General features: G+C 65.2%; 12 protein-coding genes. 4 read left to right on the forward strand and 8 right to left on the reverse strand.

Annotated elements, in window-relative coordinates; translation table 11 throughout:
* Positions 1 to 69 precede the first annotated feature (69 nt).
* A complete protein-coding gene (locus tag GA615_RS20250; RefSeq protein WP_161602454.1) occupies positions 70 to 1,560 on the forward strand; it encodes an ATP-binding response regulator in 1,491 nt (496 codons plus the stop codon).
* Between the two features lie 19 nt (positions 1,561 to 1,579).
* Here the strand turns inward: GA615_RS20250 and GA615_RS20255 are convergent, their stop codons facing one another.
* The 6 genes from GA615_RS20255 to GA615_RS20280 form a co-directional block, all read right to left on the reverse strand.
* Complete coding sequence (locus GA615_RS20255) at positions 1,580 to 2,014, reverse strand: helix-turn-helix domain-containing protein (RefSeq protein ID WP_161602455.1); 435 nt, start codon at positions 2,012 to 2,014, stop codon at positions 1,580 to 1,582.
* A gap of 538 nt (positions 2,015 to 2,552) precedes the next feature.
* Complete coding sequence (locus GA615_RS20260) at positions 2,553 to 3,617, reverse strand: polyprenyl synthetase family protein (RefSeq protein ID WP_152053147.1); 1,065 nt, start codon at positions 3,615 to 3,617, stop codon at positions 2,553 to 2,555.
* 216 nt (positions 3,618 to 3,833) lie between these two features.
* Positions 3,834 to 4,268, reverse strand: coding sequence for a cyclic pyranopterin monophosphate synthase MoaC (gene moaC, locus GA615_RS20265; RefSeq protein WP_390622248.1), 435 nt, complete (start codon positions 4,266 to 4,268; stop codon positions 3,834 to 3,836).
* A gap of 140 nt (positions 4,269 to 4,408) precedes the next feature.
* Positions 4,409 to 6,064 (reverse strand): glycosyltransferase family 39 protein, encoded by a 1,656-nt coding sequence (locus tag GA615_RS20270; protein ID WP_152053149.1) that lies wholly within the window; start codon positions 6,062 to 6,064, stop codon positions 4,409 to 4,411.
* 226 nt (positions 6,065 to 6,290) lie between these two features.
* A complete protein-coding gene (locus tag GA615_RS20275; protein WP_152053150.1) occupies positions 6,291 to 6,863 on the reverse strand; it encodes a helix-turn-helix domain-containing protein in 573 nt (190 codons plus the stop codon).
* A gap of 644 nt (positions 6,864 to 7,507) precedes the next feature.
* Entirely contained in the window at positions 7,508 to 9,463 is a 1,956-nt protein-coding gene (locus GA615_RS20280; protein WP_161602456.1) for a flagellar basal body P-ring protein FlgI, read from the reverse strand.
* Between the two features lie 587 nt (positions 9,464 to 10,050).
* Here GA615_RS20280 and asnB point away from each other — a divergent pair.
* Positions 10,051 to 12,087: an asparagine synthase (glutamine-hydrolyzing) gene (gene asnB / locus GA615_RS20285; protein WP_152053152.1), complete on the forward strand. Its 2,037-nt coding sequence runs from the start codon at positions 10,051 to 10,053 to the stop codon at positions 12,085 to 12,087.
* Between the two features lie 10 nt (positions 12,088 to 12,097).
* Here the strand turns inward: asnB and GA615_RS20290 are convergent, their stop codons facing one another.
* Together GA615_RS20290 and GA615_RS28240 are read right to left on the reverse strand one after the other, a co-directional pair.
* Complete coding sequence (locus tag GA615_RS20290; protein WP_152053153.1) at positions 12,098 to 12,496, reverse strand: hypothetical protein; 399 nt, start codon at positions 12,494 to 12,496, stop codon at positions 12,098 to 12,100.
* Positions 12,497 to 12,639: 143 nt separating this feature from the next.
* Complete coding sequence (locus tag GA615_RS28240; protein WP_235905580.1) at positions 12,640 to 14,694, reverse strand: serine hydrolase; 2,055 nt, start codon at positions 14,692 to 14,694, stop codon at positions 12,640 to 12,642.
* Between the two features lie 280 nt (positions 14,695 to 14,974).
* Between GA615_RS28240 and GA615_RS20300 the strand changes: the two genes are divergently transcribed.
* Together GA615_RS20300 and GA615_RS20305 are read left to right on the forward strand one after the other, a co-directional pair.
* Positions 14,975 to 16,777 carry a cytochrome c peroxidase gene (locus tag GA615_RS20300; RefSeq protein ID WP_161602457.1) on the forward strand — a complete coding sequence of 601 codons (1,803 nt, stop codon included), beginning with the start codon at positions 14,975 to 14,977 and terminating at the stop codon, positions 16,775 to 16,777.
* A 204-nt stretch (positions 16,778 to 16,981) separates the two neighbouring features.
* Positions 16,982 to 18,736: an amidase gene (locus GA615_RS20305; RefSeq protein ID WP_152053155.1), complete on the forward strand. Its 1,755-nt coding sequence runs from the start codon at positions 16,982 to 16,984 to the stop codon at positions 18,734 to 18,736.
* Positions 18,737 to 18,838 lie beyond the last annotated feature (102 nt).

Below are 18,838 nucleotides of genomic sequence, written 5' to 3' on the forward strand. Positions count from 1 at the left end.
GCCTGCATGCTATAATCAATCAGTTCAGGAGGACATTTTCGACGGCAGTTCCATCAGGGAGTGATGACAATGACCGTGTCGCTTCGATTGGCTGAACTCCACGTTGATCCCGAGGAGCTTCGTGTCATTGAGCACGCGGTCGAGGCCGAAGGGGGCTCGATCACCATCCGGCACGTGGATTGCCCGACGTCGTTGGGAAGGCTCGGACCGGTCGATGCGGATGTGATTGTAGCCTTGCACCGGCCGGGGCCCTCGGATGCTCGCAACTGGCTGCCGCTGAGGAAATCCGGACTGGGGCCTCCCGTGATTCTCATCACGGAGGAGGAGTCGCTCGAACAGTTTGAGCAGTTTCGGAAACTCGGGACGTACACGGTTGTCCCTCGGGGCCATTCCGCGTGCCTGGTGCAGGCGGTTCGCCTGGCGGTGGGGTCGTCGATCCTGGTTCCGTCATTTGGGCTGACGACGGGTCCTCCCGCCGAGGCCGAACACCGCCGGCTGGCCGGATTGCTGCGGGTGATTGGCCACAACATGAGGGATCTGCTCGGGGTCATCACCAACGCGGTGGAAGTCCTGTCGTTCCAGAACGTCTCGGGCTCGTTGAGCCAGCAGCGGACCATCGAGCTGCTCGATCGGCAATGCCAGCGCATGGCCGGATTGCTGGATGATTCGTCGGAGATTGCCCGAATCGAGTCGGGAGAGGCTCCGGAAGTGGTTGAGGTCTTCGAGCTGGGCGACCTGATGATGCGGGCGATTCGACGGGCGCAGCAAGAGGCTCGGGACGAGCAGGTGGATTTCGATCGTGTTCCGCGCCCGGCCCCGCTCTGGGTGCGGACCGATGCCCGGCGGCTCGAACATCTGATCCGCCATGGTTTGCATTATTGTCGTCGAGCCGCCCGGGCCTGTGAGCTGATCCGGATCGACTGGCGACTCACAACCGACCGGTTGGAACTGGTCTTTGAGGTGTTGCCAGGGGTCTCGCACTTCGAGATGCCGAGGTCCGACAAGGCCATTGACCTGGACCTGTTTCTGGCGTCCATCTTCGCCGACCGGCTCGGGGGCGTGCTCCGGCCAGGGCCACCGTTTCTGGTCGAATTACCCGGGACCATCGTTCAGGGCGGGGTGCCGGACGAAGCCAGGGCGGCCCCCAGACCGACGGGTCCGCCGCCACCTCGCCGGTCGGCCGGTCACGTCTTGCTGGTCGATGAGAATCTGGAGTCGATCCAGGCCCTCGGTCTCCTGATTGGTCGCCTGGGCTGGCATGTTCGGGCCACCCCGAGAATCGACGAGGCTCGGGAGATGATCCAGGCCTTTCGGCCTCATGTCGTGCTGATCGGGCTGCACATGCCGTTCATCGAGGGGCAATCGCTCGCCCGGAGCATCCGGCACGACCTGGTCATGGGCGCTCCCCTGCTGATCGGGATTAGCAGTTCATCCCATCCGCCGACAATCGACCGGGACGGCGAGCGAACGTTTGACCACATTGTGACCAAGCCGGTTCGGCTGGCGGAGCTGGCCGCCCTGCTGGGAGCCGCAGGTTCGCAGAGGGCGGCATCGAGTTGACCGGGCCGAGACGCCCGAATCACTCGGGAGCCGAGTCGTTGCGTGCGGGTGACGCGGGGAAGGGCCGAAATTCGGCACCATAAAGCCGTCGAATCGCAGTCTCGAAGCCGAGAATGCGGGTCGCGTCGAGGATCATGGACACCTCCCGGCTGCCGATCGACCGGACGAGTTCCAGCAGCGCCTCCTCTTCAGGAGGGACCGAGGAACGATCCTGGCAGGGATCGTCTTGCAGCGTGTCATCGGCCAGGAAGTCAACCGAGACATCGAGTGCCCGGGCGAGCCGCAGGATGTTGTGTAATCCTGGCCGCTTGGATTGCCCCTTGAGGAGCCGGGAAACCTCGGAGTCGCTGACCCCCGATTTCTGGGCCAAGGCTTGCTGAGACAACCCAAGCTGAATCATCCGGCGATCCAACTTCCGGGCCAGCGTTCTCGCGGGAGAGTTCTGGGCAGACACGGCTTGGGGTGCTCGGGAATCGGACTGCCGCGCGCTGTGGTGGACAGTCCCCGAATGTGGGGGAGAAACCTTGCGGGACGGTTCCACCGTGGCGGGGAACCGCTCATTGGAGGTGTGTGGTGGTGACATACTGGAATCAGCGTCCCTTGACCGGCGAATGGACCAAGATTTTTGGGATGATCGCCCCCGATGATCCCAGACACGCCGTCTTGCAGCCGTGACTCAACCCAACGTTGCAAAATCGGGGGCGGGGACGTGGTTTTTTGGAAACACAGTCCGCTCGGGGCGAGCCGAAGCAAAGCAGGCACGTCGGCAACACAACGGGGACAGGAGCCTCGCCAGATTGGAGCCGATCACCCCTGTTCTGATCGACCGTCCGTGCGCGAACCGCGTGTCTGGTTTCCCGCGAAGATCCGTGCGTGATGAAGAAGCCTGGGGACTTCTCGGCCCAGCCTGTGGGTACGATGCGGACTGATCGGCCGCTGGGGTCGAGATTGACCCCAGGATCCCCAACCAATCGTCAACGGCAACGCCTAACCTAGAAGCTGCGACGGGCGACGAGCTGGGCCAGGCCGTCGAGAATGTCTCGGGCCGGCGAGGGAGGAAGGATGAGGAGCTGTTGACGAGCGGAGTCGATGAACGATCGGGCACGCTCCCAGGCGTCGTCGAGGGCTCCGGAGGCTTCGAGCATCGGCCGCAAGGTTCGGCGGGTCTGACTGGATGGGGTGGCCAGGAGATTCCGGACGGTGGCGGCGTCGGCCGGGTCGGCCGATCGCAGCAGGAGGATGATCGGCAAGGTGAGCTTTTGCTTGTCGAGGTCGGTGCCGAGGGTCTTGCCCGTGTCGTCCTCGTCTCCCCAGAGGTCGAGCAGGTCGTCGGCGATCTGGAAGGCGACGCCGAGGTCGCGACCGTAGTGGTCAAGGGCGTCGCAGGTTTCGGGATTGGCCCCGGCGTAGTGAGCGCCGAGGCGGCAGGAGACGGCGGTCAGCTCGGCGGTCTTGCCGCGGACGATCTCGTAATACGAGGTTTCGTCGAGGTCGAGGTCGCCGCGGTGGTGGATCTGCTGCAGCTCTCCCTCGCAAACGAGGTTGGTGGCGCGACCGATCACGCGGCAGGCGTAGGTTGATTCGAGCGAGGCGGCGAGGTGAAAGGCGTGAGTAAACAGGTAGTCGCCGAGCAAGACGGCGGCCTCGGCCCCCCACTCGGCGTTGATGGTGGCGGCGTGGCGGCGGACGGTGGCCTCGTCGAGGATGTCGTCGTGGACAAGGGTGGCGGTGTGGATCATCTCGACGACGGCGGCCACAACCGGGTGCGCCGGCCGGATGCCGCCGCAAGCCTGGGCCGTAAGCAAGACGAGCGCCGGGCGGAGTTGCTTGCCTCGGAACCGCGCCGAGTGTTCGACCAGGCGCTGAACATAATCACTTCGACTGTGCAGTTCGTCGCGGAAAATCTGCTCGGCTTCGACCAGGTGGGGGGCGATCGGGGCGTAGGCGTCTCGCAACTGCTGGGCGAGTTCGTCAGGACCGATCCACGAGGAGGTCCGTTCCCCGAGTTGAGATCGGCCGGCGAGCGGATTGTGATGGAGGGTATCGACTTCGGCCATCAGCTCGGGTCCCGTCGGCTCAAGCGGGGGCGAGGCCCCCGGGGAATGGGGATCGGGAGAGGCGGGTCGTGTGGAACGGGCTTGGAAATCGACCCGAGGCCCCCGATGTCTTGCCTTCGTAACCGGCTGGGGAACGAAGGCGAAGCAGGGCGATCAACACGGGTTCCGGGGCCGCCCCCGGCAGGGTTTCGATGCGTGGAATCGGTGGGGTGATCGTCATTCGAGGCGCTGGTAGGTTCCGCTCCGACCGCCCGACTTGGCCTCCAGGACAATCTGTTCGATGACCATGCCACGATCGACCGCCTTGCACATATCGTAAATGGTCAGGGCGGCCACCGAAACGGCGGTCATCGCTTCCATCTCGACCCCGGTCCGACCGACCAGGCGGGCCGTGGCCTCGATCCGAACGGCGTCGTCTCCGAACGGCTCGAAATGGAGTTCGACCGCGTCGAGCCCGAGCGGATGACAGAGCGGGATCAGGTCTCCGGTGCGTTTGGCCGCCAGAATTCCGGCAAGCCGCGCCACTTCGAACACGTCTCCCTTGGAGAGCTTGCGATCGCGGATCAGAGCCAGGGTTTCCGGCTTCATCCGAACGAGGCCGCTCGCCGTCGCTGATCGAAGCGTCTCAGGCTTGCCTGAAACATCGACCATTCGACCGGCTCCCGACTCGTCAAAATGGGTCAGGCCGGACACTGAGCACTCCTCCGCTCCGTCGAACTCAAGAGTCGGACGCTACCAACCAGGGGATTCGTCCGTTCTTGCCAGGATTGTAGACGAGGAGCCAGCAAAGTTCAATTCGTTCTGAACGAATCTTCGCGATTGTCAGGGACGAACGCCGGATCGGGAGCGTCGAATCGGTAGAGTCGGGAGAGCCAGACACCTGCTCGGGATTGCTCAAGGACCGGCTCGCCGCGGGTCAGGGCGTCCTCGATTGCCGGCGACCAGTAGGCGGAGCGTCGGAAGACCAGCAGCCAGCGCGATTCGTCGAGCCCCTGTTCCGGGAGCAAGCGGATTTCCTTTTCGAACAGCCCGGCGTTGAGCAAGGCCGTGGGGTACAGGTGATGGAAGGTGGGGGCGATGGCGACCGCTTCGCCCTGAGGCACGAGATGCTGGACCTCGGCCAGCAACGGGGGGGCGAGGGTGTCTCCCCAGTACGTCAGTTCCATCCCCAGGCGTTCGGCTCCCGGAAGACCACCGATCAGCAGGTTGTAATAGCTCAACTGGTACGGGTGCATCCGGACCACTCCCCCACCTTGCGAGACAACCAGGGCAATGAGAAGCCCTCGAAGCCATCGACGCTCACCGAACCGATCCCAGAGCCCCTGGAAGCCGAGACCAATGAGGATGGCCCAGCTCGGGAAGGTAAGGAGAAACAGACGCTCGCCGTCGTAGACCGGGGCGCGGGTGCTGAACAGGACCAGGAACAGGAGGATCGACGAGGCGAGCAAGGCGGGGAACGGGTCGGTCCGAGGCTGTCGAAGCCCTCGGATCAGGCCGAGCAAGCCAAGCAGGTGCAGGCCGACCGGCACGGTCAGGGCGAAGTAGACCCAGGGATAATGCCAGGGCAAGGCGACGTCCTCGACCACCCGTCCGAAATAGAGGACCCGGATCGGCTGGCGATCGACGCTCGTGGAGAGGAACCGGACGAGGCGATCGGCCGAGTCGTTCCAGAGCCACGGCCAGCCGACCAGGAAGACGAGTAAACCGACCAGCCCCCACAGGATCGCGCCGGGGATCGCCTTGCGAATCGGCAGACGAAGCAGGGCATAACCGAGGACCAACGGGGGCAAGAGCCAGGCGTGGATCTTCGTCAACAGGGCCAATCCCCAGAACGCCCCGGCGATTGCCAGGGCAAGCACGGGACGGGTTCCCTCGATGGCCCGAGCCGCCGCAAGCAAGGCGAGGGTCCAGCAGAGGGCGAGGATCGTGTCGAGCGTGGCGAAATGGGCGTGCGCGAAGACGCGGGGCATGAGGACGAGAGAAACTCCGGCGACGATCCCGGCCGGTGGGCCGAAGCGACGCCCTGCCTCTCGGGTGATGAGTCCGACCAGGACGGCGAAGGCGAGCATCGGCGCCACGCGGGCCGGGTGGACCGACATCGGATCGGCCCCGCCGAGCAGTCCCTCAATCGGCTCAAAGACGACCGAAGCCAGGCCGACGAGCCATCGGCCGAGCGGAGGATGCTGCGCATTGTCGGCGAAGAAGGCGTCGAGATTGGCCTGACGGACGGAGCCGAGCCCTCGACTGCCAACCTGATCGATCAGGGAACCCGCGAGGCTGAGATAATTGCGACCGACCTTCACGTCGATCGGCTCGTCGCTGGTGATCCCCGGATCGCCGATCGTCAGCAGCACGGCCAGACCGGCCAGCGTTCCCAGGAGCCAGGGCCAGCGGGCGGCGAAGGAGGGAGCCGGAGTCGGTGGTGCCATCGGCGAGGGGTCGGGCATCGGGGAGCATCGGGCGAGAGGAGCGATCGGGGGTTTGGCAGAGCAAAATGGATCGTCAGCATCATACCCGGGGCAATCACGCGGATGCCAAAGGTCAGCGGTTTCGATTGGGGACGGTTCGGAAACGATCGCGGGCCCCGAGGGACTGCCTCGGCGAAGAACGCCGGGAAATCCCGATGGGGCCCGAGAACGCAGTCGAACGAATCGAAGAAGGAATCGCGGACGATCAGTCTTCGTTCTTCTTCTGGGCGATCAGTCGCTTGACCCGTTCGGCGAGCAAGGCGCCGTCGAAGGGTTTCTTGAAGCCGTCGTTGAAGCCGAGGCGGTAGATCTCGTCGCCGGGCTCGTCGCTGGTCAACGCGATGAGAACGGTGTTGGCGTGATCTTCGCTTCGCTTCAGGTTCTGGGCGATCTGACCGGCTTCGATGCGGCCGATGGCCATGTCAATAATGATGCAATCCGGGTGGAAGCTTTCGGCACGAATGCCGGCTTCGAATCCGGACGCGGCGACTTCGAGGCGGAAGTCCTCGGTTTCGCGGAGGTGGTCGCGGAGCATGGACTGGAGCGGGCCGTCGGCCCCAACCACCAGGACCTTGCTATAGACCTCGGCTTCGAGCTCGCCGAGGGGCATCCCGTATTCTTTGAGGAATCGCAGCAAGTTATCCCGAGGGATGCGGCGATCCTGCGAACCGGGGATGCGATAACCCCGCAGTCGGCCGGAATCAAACCACTTGCTCACGGTTCGGGGCGCAACTTTGCAGATCTTGGCGACCTGACCAGTCGTATAAACCTTTTTCATATCGAGGACTCCACTCGGATCGGAGTACGTGAGAGACCTCGGAGGTGTCCGAGACCCCCTCCTGGGGCCGGGCCGGCCCGATCCGACGCGGACGGGGAGCGTCGCCAGCTCCGGCCGCGTCGGCCGGGGTCAGCGGATCGGGTTGCCGAGAACGAGCCGGGTCCGGGGCGAGCGGACATCGGCGGGCAACCAATCGACTCAACCGTCACCATCCGTGGATCGCAGGGACCGATCGCTCCGTTGACGCGCCTGGCGGAGGGCCTCGAACGACCTTCCGATGAGTACGTCTCAGGAACCGACCCGCTGACACCGCGTCATGCAGGCCGCCCGGTTCAGGTCACCCGGAGGGGGGTTCGCTCGCCTCCTTGCGGTAGCGGACCTGACCGTCAAGACTAATTTTCGATCGGCGCGGCCGGCGACTTTAGGGAGGGTTACAACACAAGCCCGGTCGGGAGACGTGTACCGGGGGTCGCCGAGGGGGGAATCGTGCCGAGAGGAGCCGTCAACACGGGTGTTCCGGCCAGTGGAGCCGTACGGACAAGGCGGGCAAAAAATGCTTCGGAATTCGAGCGGTGCCCCTCCCCCTGAGGACCGGATGCGCTCCGGTCTCAAGGGGTTAGGGCATGGTCAGCATCACGGGAGGCTCAGCGCTCGGAGTCTCCCGAGCGGTTTCGGAACCGGTTCAAGAGGCCAGGACGCCGGGGTTCGGGCTCTTGAAATTGCGGATCGAGCCCGAGTTCAGCTTCGAGCTCGCTTTTTGGCTCCTCCTCCTGCGATTTCGAGGCCGGTCCTCCGACTCGAAACCGCTTGAATAAGCCAAAACCACGACGGCGCTCGGCCTCCTCGTCGTCGTACGAAGCGGGTGTGACGTCGTCGTCCTTGACCACGTCCTTGCCGGTGAGCAAGGCACGATCGTACTCCTGGACGTCGTTGGAGATGGAGTCGATTTGCAGGGCCGCTTCGAGGTTCGCCTGGTTGTGGGCTCCCTGAAGGATCGTAACGACCTGCGGGTAGGTCGCCCCGAGCGCCGCGACGCAGCGAATCACCTCGACCAGATCGGTCGAGCAGGACAGTACCTGTGGAGCGGCTCCCGTCAGTTCGATCCGGGAGACCTCGATCCGGCGGTCCCCCTGAGCGGCGTTGAGCAGGATCGGGCCGGTTCCCCCGAGGACCACGGGGGTTTCGAGCAGGTGCTGATCGCCGAACAGGACGATCTCGGGGCGTCGGGTCCGGCTGACGTGAATCATCGGCGGCCCGTCGCTGCGAACGACGAAAAGCTCGAAGGGGTCTTCCCGAGGGGGTTCGTGGCGGATCGGGGCCGACTCGGCACCAACCTTGAGGCTCATCGGGTCGTCGGCCTCGTCGGAGCGTCGGCGTTCTTCGAGGAAGCCGAGCACTCGGGTCCGGCCGAGGTACGGATCGCCAGGGTCGGAGGTCCGCAAGGCGTTGAACGCTCCGTAGCGGATGACCGGGTCGGGCTGATCCATCAACGTCCGGAGCCGGACGATTCCGGCAGGCTGATCCATCGCCGCCAGGGCGGCCAGGGCCATCGTCCGGAACTCGGGTTGCTCGATGACGGCCTTCACGAGTTCATCGGTGCCGGCAGAGTCGTCAAGGTACGCCAGGGCCTCGGCGGCGAAGAAACGGACCTGGGGATGGTCACTCGTCAGCGCCTGGGCCAGCACCGGGGAGGCAATGCCTCCGACCGATTCGAGCTTCAGGGCGGCTTCGCCGGCGGTCTTGGGATCGAGCAGTTCTTTGCCCCAGGCTTCGAGCCGCTGATCCTGGAGTTCCGGGGTCCGCTTCAGGCGAATCTGGGCGAGGACCTGAAGATAACGAAGCTGGTTGTGGTGGTAGCGCTGCGGCACGTTCAGAACGATGGTGTTGTCGGTCTTGGCCGTCGCCACCCCCTTCTTGAACCGGCCGTCGCGGTACTGGAAGCGCTGATTGATGAGATCCTGAAGCTGCTTGGCCACGCCTCCGCTGCGGTAACGATCGTTGATCAGGAGAACGTAGGGAATCTCCTGCTTGATCCGACCGCCACCGAGCACGCGACCGACTTTCGGGTCGTCGGGGGCCTCGGAGTTGCCGGTGATGACGGGGCCGTAGGCGTAGACCATCGGCTTGCCATCGAGCTGATTCCCCGAGGCGATGCCGATTTCATTGAGCCAGGTTCCCATGAGGAAGCCACCTTCGAGGCTGCTCGTCTCGCTGTCGGGCGGGAGCAGGACCTCAATGTTCAGCTCATCCTGGGGAGACATGCCGGCCGTGATCCTCGCCCGGACGACCACCAGAGACGTCCGCTGGAGCGGGTCGCCGAGGATCGACTGGACGTCAAGTTCCGGGTTGCGCTTGATCTCGGTTTCAAGCTTCTCGCGATAGGCAGACGGTCGGGGTTCCGATCCGGTCCCCGCCAGGCCGATAACGAGGCCGACCCCCTCGACGACCTTCTGCCCGAAGCCCAGGGGCTCGGCGATGTCGACGACCTTTTGATCGGTGTCTTGCCCGAGGACCACTGCCGGAGTGCCGATCAAGAGGATCGCCACGCCGAACCCAACCAAGGCCCTCGCCGGGACCGCGCGTCGATCGCCGCGTCGCATCACCTGGCCTCCTTGCCTGTGACTGCTGTGTGACCGTATCGAGGCGCCCCGAGACGCCCCCCGCCCGCCGCCGAGGACCGGGGCGAGCCCCATCTGGGCGATCGACCCGGCTTCCGTTCCGGGAAGCTCCAAAGGTCGAATCGCCCTGTCTGGACGATTCCGATTGCTGTCTCGGCCAACGCTCCAACCGTTCGGGGTCGATCGGGAAGGGAGTGTCCACCCGGAGAGCGGGCAGACCGGTGCGGTGGAGACGGTTGACCGGGGGCGGACCTTAAGCAAATCACGAAGAACGGTCAAGATCGTCTCCGGACGTGCAGACAGGGGACTCTGGAGGCAAGTCGAGCCTCCGGCGCGACCTTTGCCCAAAGAACCGCTACAACCCGCAGACCCAAGGCGAACACGCTCCGCCTCGCAGGCTACCCATATGGTATAAATCTCCTGGGTTCGCGTTACGTGCGGGACTGGTCGGCCGAGCTGGTCGCGTTCTTCGGTTCGGCGCGGGCAGGCGGACCTGGCCGGCGGGTGTTGATCTCGCCTCGATTGGCACCCGTGTGATTTCGTCCGGCTGCTTCGTTGAGGATCGCATCATGTGTGGCATCGCTGGCGCCGTGGATCTGACCGGAGCTCGTCGCACCTTCCCGCTCGATCGAGCCGTGGCCATGACCCGGGCGATCGAGCATCGGGGACCGGACGCGGAAGGGATTCACCGCGAACCGGGGGTGTTCCTGGGGGCCAGGCGGTTGTCGATCGTCGATCTCGACGGCGGCTTTCAGCCGATGGCGAATGAAGACGGCTCTATCTGGGTCGCCTTCAACGGCGAGCTGTACGACGACGACCTCCTGAGGCGCGACCTGATCGCCCAGGGGCACCGACTCCAGTCACGATGCGACACGGAGATCTGGGTCCACCTGTTCGAAGACTACGGCGAGGGAGCCTTCCGCACCGCCAAGGGGCAGTTTGTCGTCTCGCTCTGGGACCGCAACCATCGGACCGTGCACCTGGCTCGTGATCGCGTGGGCATCTGCCCCTTGTTTTATGCCGAGCGGGATGGCTGGCTGCTTTGGGGCTCGGAGATCAAGGCCCTGCTGGCGTCGGGGCTAGTCGATCCGATCCCTGATCCGAAGGGGCTGGACTCCTTCTTCAACACCTTCTCAGCGAGCATCCAGCGCACCTGTTTTCGAGACGTTCATCTCTTGCCCCCCGGACATTTCTTGCGGGTCGACGCGGAATCGGGGCGTAAGCATGTCGTGTGCTACTGGGATCTGGAATTCCCCGATGCGGGCGAGGAGCGACGAGAAGACAACGTCGAGGGGCTGATCGAGGAATTCGAAGGGTTGATCCGCAACGCCGTCCGCCGCCGATTGCGCGGGGATGTGCCGGTGGTCAGCTACATCAGCGGTGGCCTCGATTCGGCCATCGTGCTGGGCGTGGCCGGGCAGGAGCGGGGCACCCCCCTGCCCTCGTTTTCGGTCGCGCTCGACCGCGCCGGTCCAGACGAACGGACCAAGGCGAGCGAGGCGGCGGCCGGGGTGGGATCTCCGTTGACGCTGGTGGAAATGTCGAAGGCTCGGATCGCCGAGACGTATCCCGAGCTGATCGTCGCCGCCGAGATGCCGGTGATGGATACCGCCTGCGCCACCTTGCTTCGCCTGGCGCAATCGGTGCATCAAAACGGCTACAAAGTTGCCCTGACCGGCGAGGGGGCCGACGAGGCGATGGCCGGCTATCCGTGGCACCGAATGCACGCCATGCGCGATCGCTTCAAGGCCCGATGGGGAGAAACCCTCCCCCGGATCGGCCGAGAATGGTTCCTGAACCGCATCTCGACCGACCCGAGAGCGCGCAATCCGAGGTTCCCGGTTCGCGGGGCTCGGGTCGCGCAGCAAGAACTTTATGACATGCTCGGGCAATCGCGTGCTCGCGTTTATTCGGAGTCGATGTGGTCGTCCCTTGAGGGATATAGTGCCTACGGCGAGGACATGGGGATTGCTCACGATCGCTTCGGGCACTGGCACCCGCTGCATCAATCCCTGTACCTCGGATACAAGGTCATGCTGCCCGGCCTGCTGCTGGCCGGAAAGGGTGACCGAGTGGCGATGAACGCCTCGGTCGAGACGCGGTATCCCCTGCTCGATGAAGACGTGACCGCCTTCTGTGCCGCCCTGGCCCCGGAATACAAGCTGCGCGGCAAGACGGATAAATGGCTGCTCCGCCAGGTCGCTCGGCGCGTCTTGCCGAGCCCGATCGGCGAAAAAACCGCGAGCCGACCGAAGGAGATGTTCCGCGCCAGCCTGTCGAGGACCTTCCTGGGCCCGCACCGGCCGGGATGGGTTGACCAGTTGCTCAGCCCCGAATCGCTCCGCCGAACCGGATTCTTTGATGCCGAGGCCGTCGCGGCGGAAGTCGCCCGACGCCGGTGGTTCCCCCGAGTGACCCCGAGGCAAGGGGGGATGGACCTGAGCTTGACGATGGTCGTGGCCACGCAGCTCTGGCATCACACCTATTGCGGTGGGGGACTCTGCGACCTGCCGACGTGGTCGGCCCCGACCATCAGCCGGGCGGATCTGGCGATTCCGGATGCCTCGGTGTTTGCTTCCCACGCGGCGGCGGCGGCCAGCGCCTGATGCGGTCGGCTCAGATCCGATCCCACACAACCGGCTGATCGTGGGCAATCGCCTCGGTCAGGCAACGGATCAGGGCGACGAGGGCGGCATCGACCTCGTCGCCGGGCTCGGTTGGGCCTCGGGCGAACCGATCGCGGAGCAATCGGAACGCGGCCAAGGTTTCGGCCGGGTCGTTGAGCACGGATCGCCCGACTTCGGGATCAAACAGCCCTCGGTCGGCGATCCAGTCGCTCAAGAGCTTCAGTCGCTTGATCCGACGGTCGCACCACCAGAGATCATGCAGGCCGCGCAGGATGACATCGAACGTACCGTACCAGAGGGCGACCGGCGTGGGGTCGTCGTCTCCTGCGGAAACGCGGACGCCGGGAGCACCGGGGCGGCCGAAATCGTCGGGATCGTCGTCGATCATGACACGCATCGTCTCCGCGGGCGATTCGCACGAGGATCGAGATTCCTGCACCCTCGGCCCACTCAGCCGGCCTTCGGCCACCCTCTCCCCCGCAGCAGGGGAGAGGGTAGAAAACCGGGATCGCATCAACACAACCACACAACTCAACGGCCGGCAGCAGCCTCGGTGGCAAGGGCGTCGGCGGAGTGGCCGAGGGTGGTCCAGGCCCATCGGAACAGGTTGCGGGCGTCGGTGTAGCGGGCATCGGCCGAGGTGCTGCCGAGGACGACGGTAATCACCTGGTCATCGCCTCGCGAGCCTCGGGCGACGAGGCAGGCACCGGCGGCGCTGGTGGTGCCGGTCTTCACACCGTCATATCCCTCTGTTGGCAAGAGTCGATTGGTGTTCCGCCAGACGACGTTGCGAGGCGTGTCGTCGGTGTCGAACAGGGTGCAGCCGCGCTGCCGGGTGGAGACGATCTCGGCGAACCGTTCGTTCTCCAGGGCGACCCGAGCCAGTCGGGCGAGATCCAGGGCACTGGCATGGTGTCCTGGAGCCGTCAGACCGTGGGTGTTGGCGAAGCGGGTTTCGGCCAGTTCCAGCTCGATCGCCAGGCGGTTCATGGAGGCGACGAAGCGAGGAAGGGGATCGACCTCGTTCGGGTCGTCTTCGATGGGACCGAGTCGGGCGCCGAAATGCTCGCCGAGGGCAACAGAGGCATCGTTGCCGGATGGGAGCATCAGGCCGTAGAGCAGTTCGCGGACGGTCAGACGCTCACCGGCGCGGACGCCGGCGGTCGATCCGGTCGTGCGGTCGGCCCGCTCGGAGAAGGTGACGACCTCGTCGAGGATGCCCGGGTCTTCCTCGGCCAGGCGGAGGACAACCAGAGCGGTCATGATCTTGGTGGTACTGGCCATGTCGAGCGCCGTGTCTTCGTTTGCGCCGCCGAGCAGCTCGCCGGAGTCGGCGTCGATGATAGCCCAGGCCTTCGCGGTGACAAAGGGAGGGCCGTCGATCGGGTCGGGCTCGGCCTTCTCCTCGACCTGGTTGTTGACTTCCTCGGGAGAGGGGACGGGCGGGTCTTCGAGCGGTTCGGTGCCGAGAGCCGCGAGGGTTTCCGGGTCGGCATTGCCGCTGGTGGGCAGATTGCGGAGCTTCTGGAAGCGGAGGAGGGCCGACTGAGTCGCCGGGCCGAAGTCGCCATCGACCGAGAGGCCGGGGGAGGGATCGAGCGCGGCGTTCAAACGGCGCTGGAGTGCCTCGACGGCCGAGCCGTTGGCGCCGAATCGGATCGTCTCGGGAGCGTCGTCGGTGTCTTCGGTCTCTTCCGGCAAGCGGTTGAAGTGGTCGTACACTTCTCGAGCGACGCGGGCAATCAGGCGTTCGGCGGCGTTGTCCTCGGTCCAGCGGGTGTCTTCGTTCTCGGAGGTCAGGACGCAGAGAGCAACGGGGCCACCGGGGGTTTCGATGATTCCGGCCGAGGTGCGAACCTGGTTCACCGCCCCGGTCTTGTGCGCCACCTTCGTGCCGGAGGGGAGAAAGCGCTTGAACAGTTTGTCATCCTGGCAGTTGAGCAGATGTTCGTACATTTGCTCGGAGGCGTCAGCGCTGACGAGTTCGCGGGCGTGAAGCTGTTTGAGCAGGGTGATCATTTCGTCGGCCGTGGTGCTGCCGAGGCCGAACTCGGGGCTGCGGTCGGGGAAGACGGAGGTATCGCGGCGGTAGACCTTTGAGTGAAGCTTCGTGTTCGGCAGGCCCATGCGCTCCATCGTGTCGGCGGTTGATTTCAGGCCGATGGCGTCGGCCACGAGGTTCGTCGCGGTGTTGTCGGAGTAGGCGATCATCAGGCGGATCGCGTCGCGGAGCGGAAACGAGGCCCCCGCAGAGAAGTGGTACGTCAAGACTCCCGAGCCGGGGACCTTGTCCTCTTCGGTCAGGGTGACCGGATCGTTCAGATCGAGCCCGTCCTCAGCGGCCTGGCGGTAGGCTTCGACCATGACGGGGAACTTGATCAGGCTGGCCGTCGGCATCGGACGCTCGGCGTCCTTGCGATAGGTTTCGCCCGACTCCAGGTGCTCGACCGCGACGGAGACCTTCCCCTGGTGCGACTGGAGCAGCGGGTCCAATCGCTCATCGAGCGACGTTTGCGCGTGGAGACAGGGACAGATGGCCAGCAGCAGGACGACACCCGCGGGCGTCAGGGGGGCGCATCGAATCATGGCAAGGAAATCTCTGGGGGGCGTCGGAATGGGATCGAGCCGCCGCCGCATGATCCGCCGATCCGGGTTGATCCTGCGCGGGAGAGGTGAGCGGCGATCCCGCCATCGTGGCGAATCGAAGGACGTGACGCAATCGGTCAGACGGGATCGAGGCCGAGCGATCGGCGAGGGTCCGGCGGCGAAGCCGTGGGCATGGGGGACGATTCCGCGTAGAATCGTTCTCAAATCGCCCGCTCCGGTTGACCCGTTGCACCGCAAAGGCCCCAGGGAGCCCGACCGCATGAACCCTTGGCGATCCGAGACGATCGCGGCGTCTGCCCTGATCGCGTTCTCTCTTCTGTTGCTCGTTCCGCCGGTCAGCATCGCGGGGAATCCTCGGGAGGGCGACCCGTCCGATCCGTCGACCTCGGCTCCGGAGTTGCGCTGGCGAGAACCCGTCGCGCTGGCCGTTTCCCCCGAGGGATCATGGCTTTACGTGGCGAACCGAGGCAGCGGAACCGTCTCGGTCATCGACACGCAACGGTTCGTGGTCGCTCACGAGGAGCCGGTTGGTGCCGCCCTTTCCGCCCTGGCGGCGACGCCGGATGGCCGGTTTCTGCTGGCGGTCGATGAGGAGAAGGACGAGGCCGTCTTGATGACAGTCGAGGGGCCAAGCCTCTCGGTCGTCGATCGCCTGACGATCGCGGACACGCCGGTGGGAGTGGCGATCGAGCCGGATAGCGCTCGGGCGTTCGTCGCGTCGCTCTGGTCGAGAACACTGACGATCCTTGAGATGAGCGAGGCGGATCGGCCGTTGCGGGTGGGGCACACGGTCGGGTTACCGTTCGAGCCGAGGAACGTGCTGACGATCGGGGACGGTCGTGTGGTCGTGGCCGACGCGTTCGGCGGGCATCTGGCGGTGGTGGACGGGAACGCCGGAGCGGTGGAGTCGATCCGGGAACTGCCTGGGCACAACATCCGAGGCATGGTGCAAAGCATTGAGGGGGATCGGCTCCTGATCACCCATCAGATTCTGAATCGGTCGGCACGCACCGACATGAATGATATTCACTGGGCCGGATTTATTGGCAGCATGTTGCGGACGATTCCGATGACGGCCCTGCTCGACCCGGATGCCGACCTGCACGCGGCGAGCACCCGTCAGCACCTGAGCGATGTGGGGGACGGCGCGGGGGACCCGAACGGCGTGCTGGCGATTCCGGGAGGGCGGATCGCCGTGGCTCTGGGCGGAGTCAACAGGGTCGCGTTCGGCCCCGAGGGGAGCTCGATTGGGCAGCGGGTCACGGTCGGGCGTCGGCCGGTGGCGATGGTCCGGCTGCCGAATTCCGATCAGATTGCGGTGGCCAATGCCTTCGGCGATTCGGTTTCGATCGTCACCCTGGCCTATGGATCGAAGCCGGTATCGATCTCCCTCGGCCCGGTCCCCGAGCCCGACCCGGTTCGCCTGGGCCGCTTGCGATTTTATGACGCGAGCCTCTCACACGACGGCTGGATGAGTTGCCATAGTTGCCACACCGACGGCCACGCCAACGGCCAGATGGCCGACACGCTCGGCGATGATTCGTACGGGACCCCGAAGCGCACCCTCTCGTTGCTGGGCGTCGGTGAGACGGAGCCCTGGGCATGGGACGGGGGAATCGAGGTTCTGGGAGACCAGATCAAGAAGTCGGTTGCCTCAAGCATGAGGGGGTATCCGCTCTATGACGACGAGGCGACGGAAATCGAAGCCTTTCTCCGATCGTTCGGCCCTCCCCCTGCCCTGACCCCTCCGGAGCATCCTTCGTACGACGCCGAGGCGGTCGCCCGGGGGGCGAATCTGTTCCGCTCCTTACGGTGCGACCGCTGCCACACGGCGCCGGTTTATACCTCGGCCCAGGTGTACGACGTGGGCCTGAGCGACGAGCAAGGCCAGACCGCGTTCAACCCGCCGTCGCTCCGAGGGGTTGGCCGACGGCGACTGTTCTTTCACGACGGACAGGCAAACAGGCTCGAAGACGTCTTCACAGAACATGAGCATCAACTTGAGGAACCGCTCAGAGGGGAAGACCTGGCGGATCTGATCGCGTTTTTGAAGAGTCTTTAAGGACCGTTCTCGCGCCCCCGGCACTGCCCCCTCACCACGGCCCTCGCCCCCGATTAGGGGGGAGAGGGTGGCCGAAGGCCGGATGAGGAGGTCAGCCAGGGTGAATCGCGAAAAACTTCACTTAATTTCATGTTTTGATTCGCACTGATCATCCTTCCGTGGCTCGCCCCTCTTCGTTTCTCTTGCACGTTGACAAAGGCACCCATGATGCACAGCAATTGCGGTGAACTGGCTGGGGATGACGTTCGATCCGAAGGTGAGGGGCGAGGAGGGTTGCATCGCCGGGCCGTCCTGAAAGCGCTGGGGGCGCTCGGGATCGGCTCGGCGACGTTTCATCGGGCGCTGGCGGCGGGGGTGGGAGAGGGAGTGATGGTCACTCCCGAATTGATCGCCCAGGCCGAGTGGATTTCCGGACTGGCACTGAACGACGATGAGCGGGCGAGCATCTCCAATGCCCTGATGCGGGCGCTGGCCGATTTCCGGCAACTGCGGGCCGTGCCGGTCGATTACGACGTGCCCCCGGCCCTGACCTTCCTGCCAGACCCGGACCTGCGCCCCGCGGCCGAGATTCGCCGCAATCAGGCCGAGCCGAGCGAATGGCACACCCTTGAGCGGCCGGCATCGGACGAGGACCTCGCCTTCCTGCCCGTGACCGAACTGGCCAGCCTGATCCGATCGCGGAAGGTCTCGTCGATCGAACTGACCGAGCTGTATCTTGAGCGGCTCAAGCGGTTCGATCCGATGTTGAAGTGTGTCGTCACGCTGACCGAGGAAACCGCTCGGGAACAGGCCCGGCGCGCCGACGCGGAACTGGCCGCGGGACAGTACCGAGGCCCCTTGCACGGCGTTCCCTGGGGGGCCAAGGATTTGATGGCCTACCCCGGTTATCCGACGAGCTGGGGAGCGCCGCCGTTTAAGGATCAACAGCTCGACACCAAAGCGACCGTGGCCGCCCGATTGGAGGAGGCGGGGGCGGTGATGGTGGCCAAGCTCTCGCTCGGCGCGCTGGCGATGGGAGACCGCTGGTTCGGCGGTCGGACCAACAGCCCCTGGGACCCGAGGCGGGGATCGAGCGGCTCGTCGGCCGGGTCGGCGTCGGCTTCAGCGGCGGGCCTGGTCGGGTTCGCAATCGGCAGCGAAACGCTCGGCAGCATCGTCTCGCCGTGTCGCGCATGTGGTGCCTCGGGGTTGCGGCCGACGTTTGGCAGGGTGAGCCGACACGGCTGCATGACCCTGTCGTGGACGATGGACAAGGTCGGCCCGATCGCCCGATCGCTCGAAGACTGTGCCCTGATCCTCGACGCAATTCACGGTTCGGACGGGTTTGACTCGGGCGCCATGGACCAGCCGTTTGCCTGGCCACCCAAGGTCAGCCTACCCAAACTGCGGGTCGGCTACCTTGAGGATCCGGAACGTTCGGCCGACGATCGACCGGAACTGGCGATCTTGCGAGACCTGGGGGTCACCCTTGTCCCCATCGCCCTGCCCGACCAGTACCCGACGTCGAGCATTACCCTGATGCTCGGCACCGAGGCGGCCACGGTCTTCGATGCCTTGACGCGGGCGAGCATCACCGAGGGGCTCAATAGCTGGCCGATCACCTTCCGGCGCGGGCAGTTTATTCCGGCCGTCGAGTACCTGCGCGCGGCCCGGGTCCGCACCTTGCTCATGCGAGCCATGGCTGAACTAATGGAGACGGTCGATCTGTACGTCTGCGACGCCGACGACCTGGCCTTGACCAATCTGACCGGCCACCCGACGGCAGTGCTTCCCTTTGGGATGAAGGACATCGACGGTCGAGACGGCCCCGGCTCGATCACCTTCACGGGCCGACTGTACGACGAGACAACATTGCTGGCGGTCGCCTCGGCCTTTCAACTCCGATCGGGCGACCATCTGCGACGGCCTCCGCTCGAACAGTTCCTCGCCGAGTTCTCCGCAGAGGAGGAGACCTCGTGAGCGGAGAAGGCCAAGCGGCACCGGTCGTGATTTGATCTGTGCCTTTGGCCTCAGGCCCCGTCAACGACGAGGTCGCCCACACCACGCACCGACACGACTCGC

The organism is Tautonia marina (genome assembly GCF_009177065.1).
Taxonomy (GTDB): Bacteria; Planctomycetota; Planctomycetia; order Isosphaerales; family Isosphaeraceae; genus Tautonia; species Tautonia marina.

Coding starts and splice junctions, on each gene's coding strand:
- GA615_RS20250 (WP_161602454.1), top strand. CDS start 70: ATGACCGTGTCGCTTCGATTGGCTGAACTCCACGTTGATCCCGAGGAG.
- GA615_RS20260 (WP_152053147.1), bottom strand. CDS start 3,617: ATGGCCGAAGTCGATACCCTCCATCACAATCCGCTCGCCGGCCGATCT.
- moaC (WP_390622248.1), bottom strand. CDS start 4,268: ATGGTCGATGTTTCAGGCAAGCCTGAGACGCTTCGATCAGCGACGGCG.
- GA615_RS20270 (WP_152053149.1), bottom strand. CDS start 6,064: ATGCCCGACCCCTCGCCGATGGCACCACCGACTCCGGCTCCCTCCTTC.
- GA615_RS20275 (WP_152053150.1), bottom strand. CDS start 6,863: ATGAAAAAGGTTTATACGACTGGTCAGGTCGCCAAGATCTGCAAAGTT.
- GA615_RS20280 (WP_161602456.1), bottom strand. CDS start 9,463: ATGCGACGCGGCGATCGACGCGCGGTCCCGGCGAGGGCCTTGGTTGGG.
- asnB (WP_152053152.1), top strand. CDS start 10,051: ATGTGTGGCATCGCTGGCGCCGTGGATCTGACCGGAGCTCGTCGCACC.
- GA615_RS20290 (WP_152053153.1), bottom strand. CDS start 12,496: ATGATCGACGACGATCCCGACGATTTCGGCCGCCCCGGTGCTCCCGGC.
- GA615_RS28240 (WP_235905580.1), bottom strand. CDS start 14,694: ATGATTCGATGCGCCCCCCTGACGCCCGCGGGTGTCGTCCTGCTGCTG.
- GA615_RS20300 (WP_161602457.1), top strand. CDS start 14,975: ATGAACCCTTGGCGATCCGAGACGATCGCGGCGTCTGCCCTGATCGCG.
- GA615_RS20305 (WP_152053155.1), top strand. CDS start 16,982: ATGATGCACAGCAATTGCGGTGAACTGGCTGGGGATGACGTTCGATCC.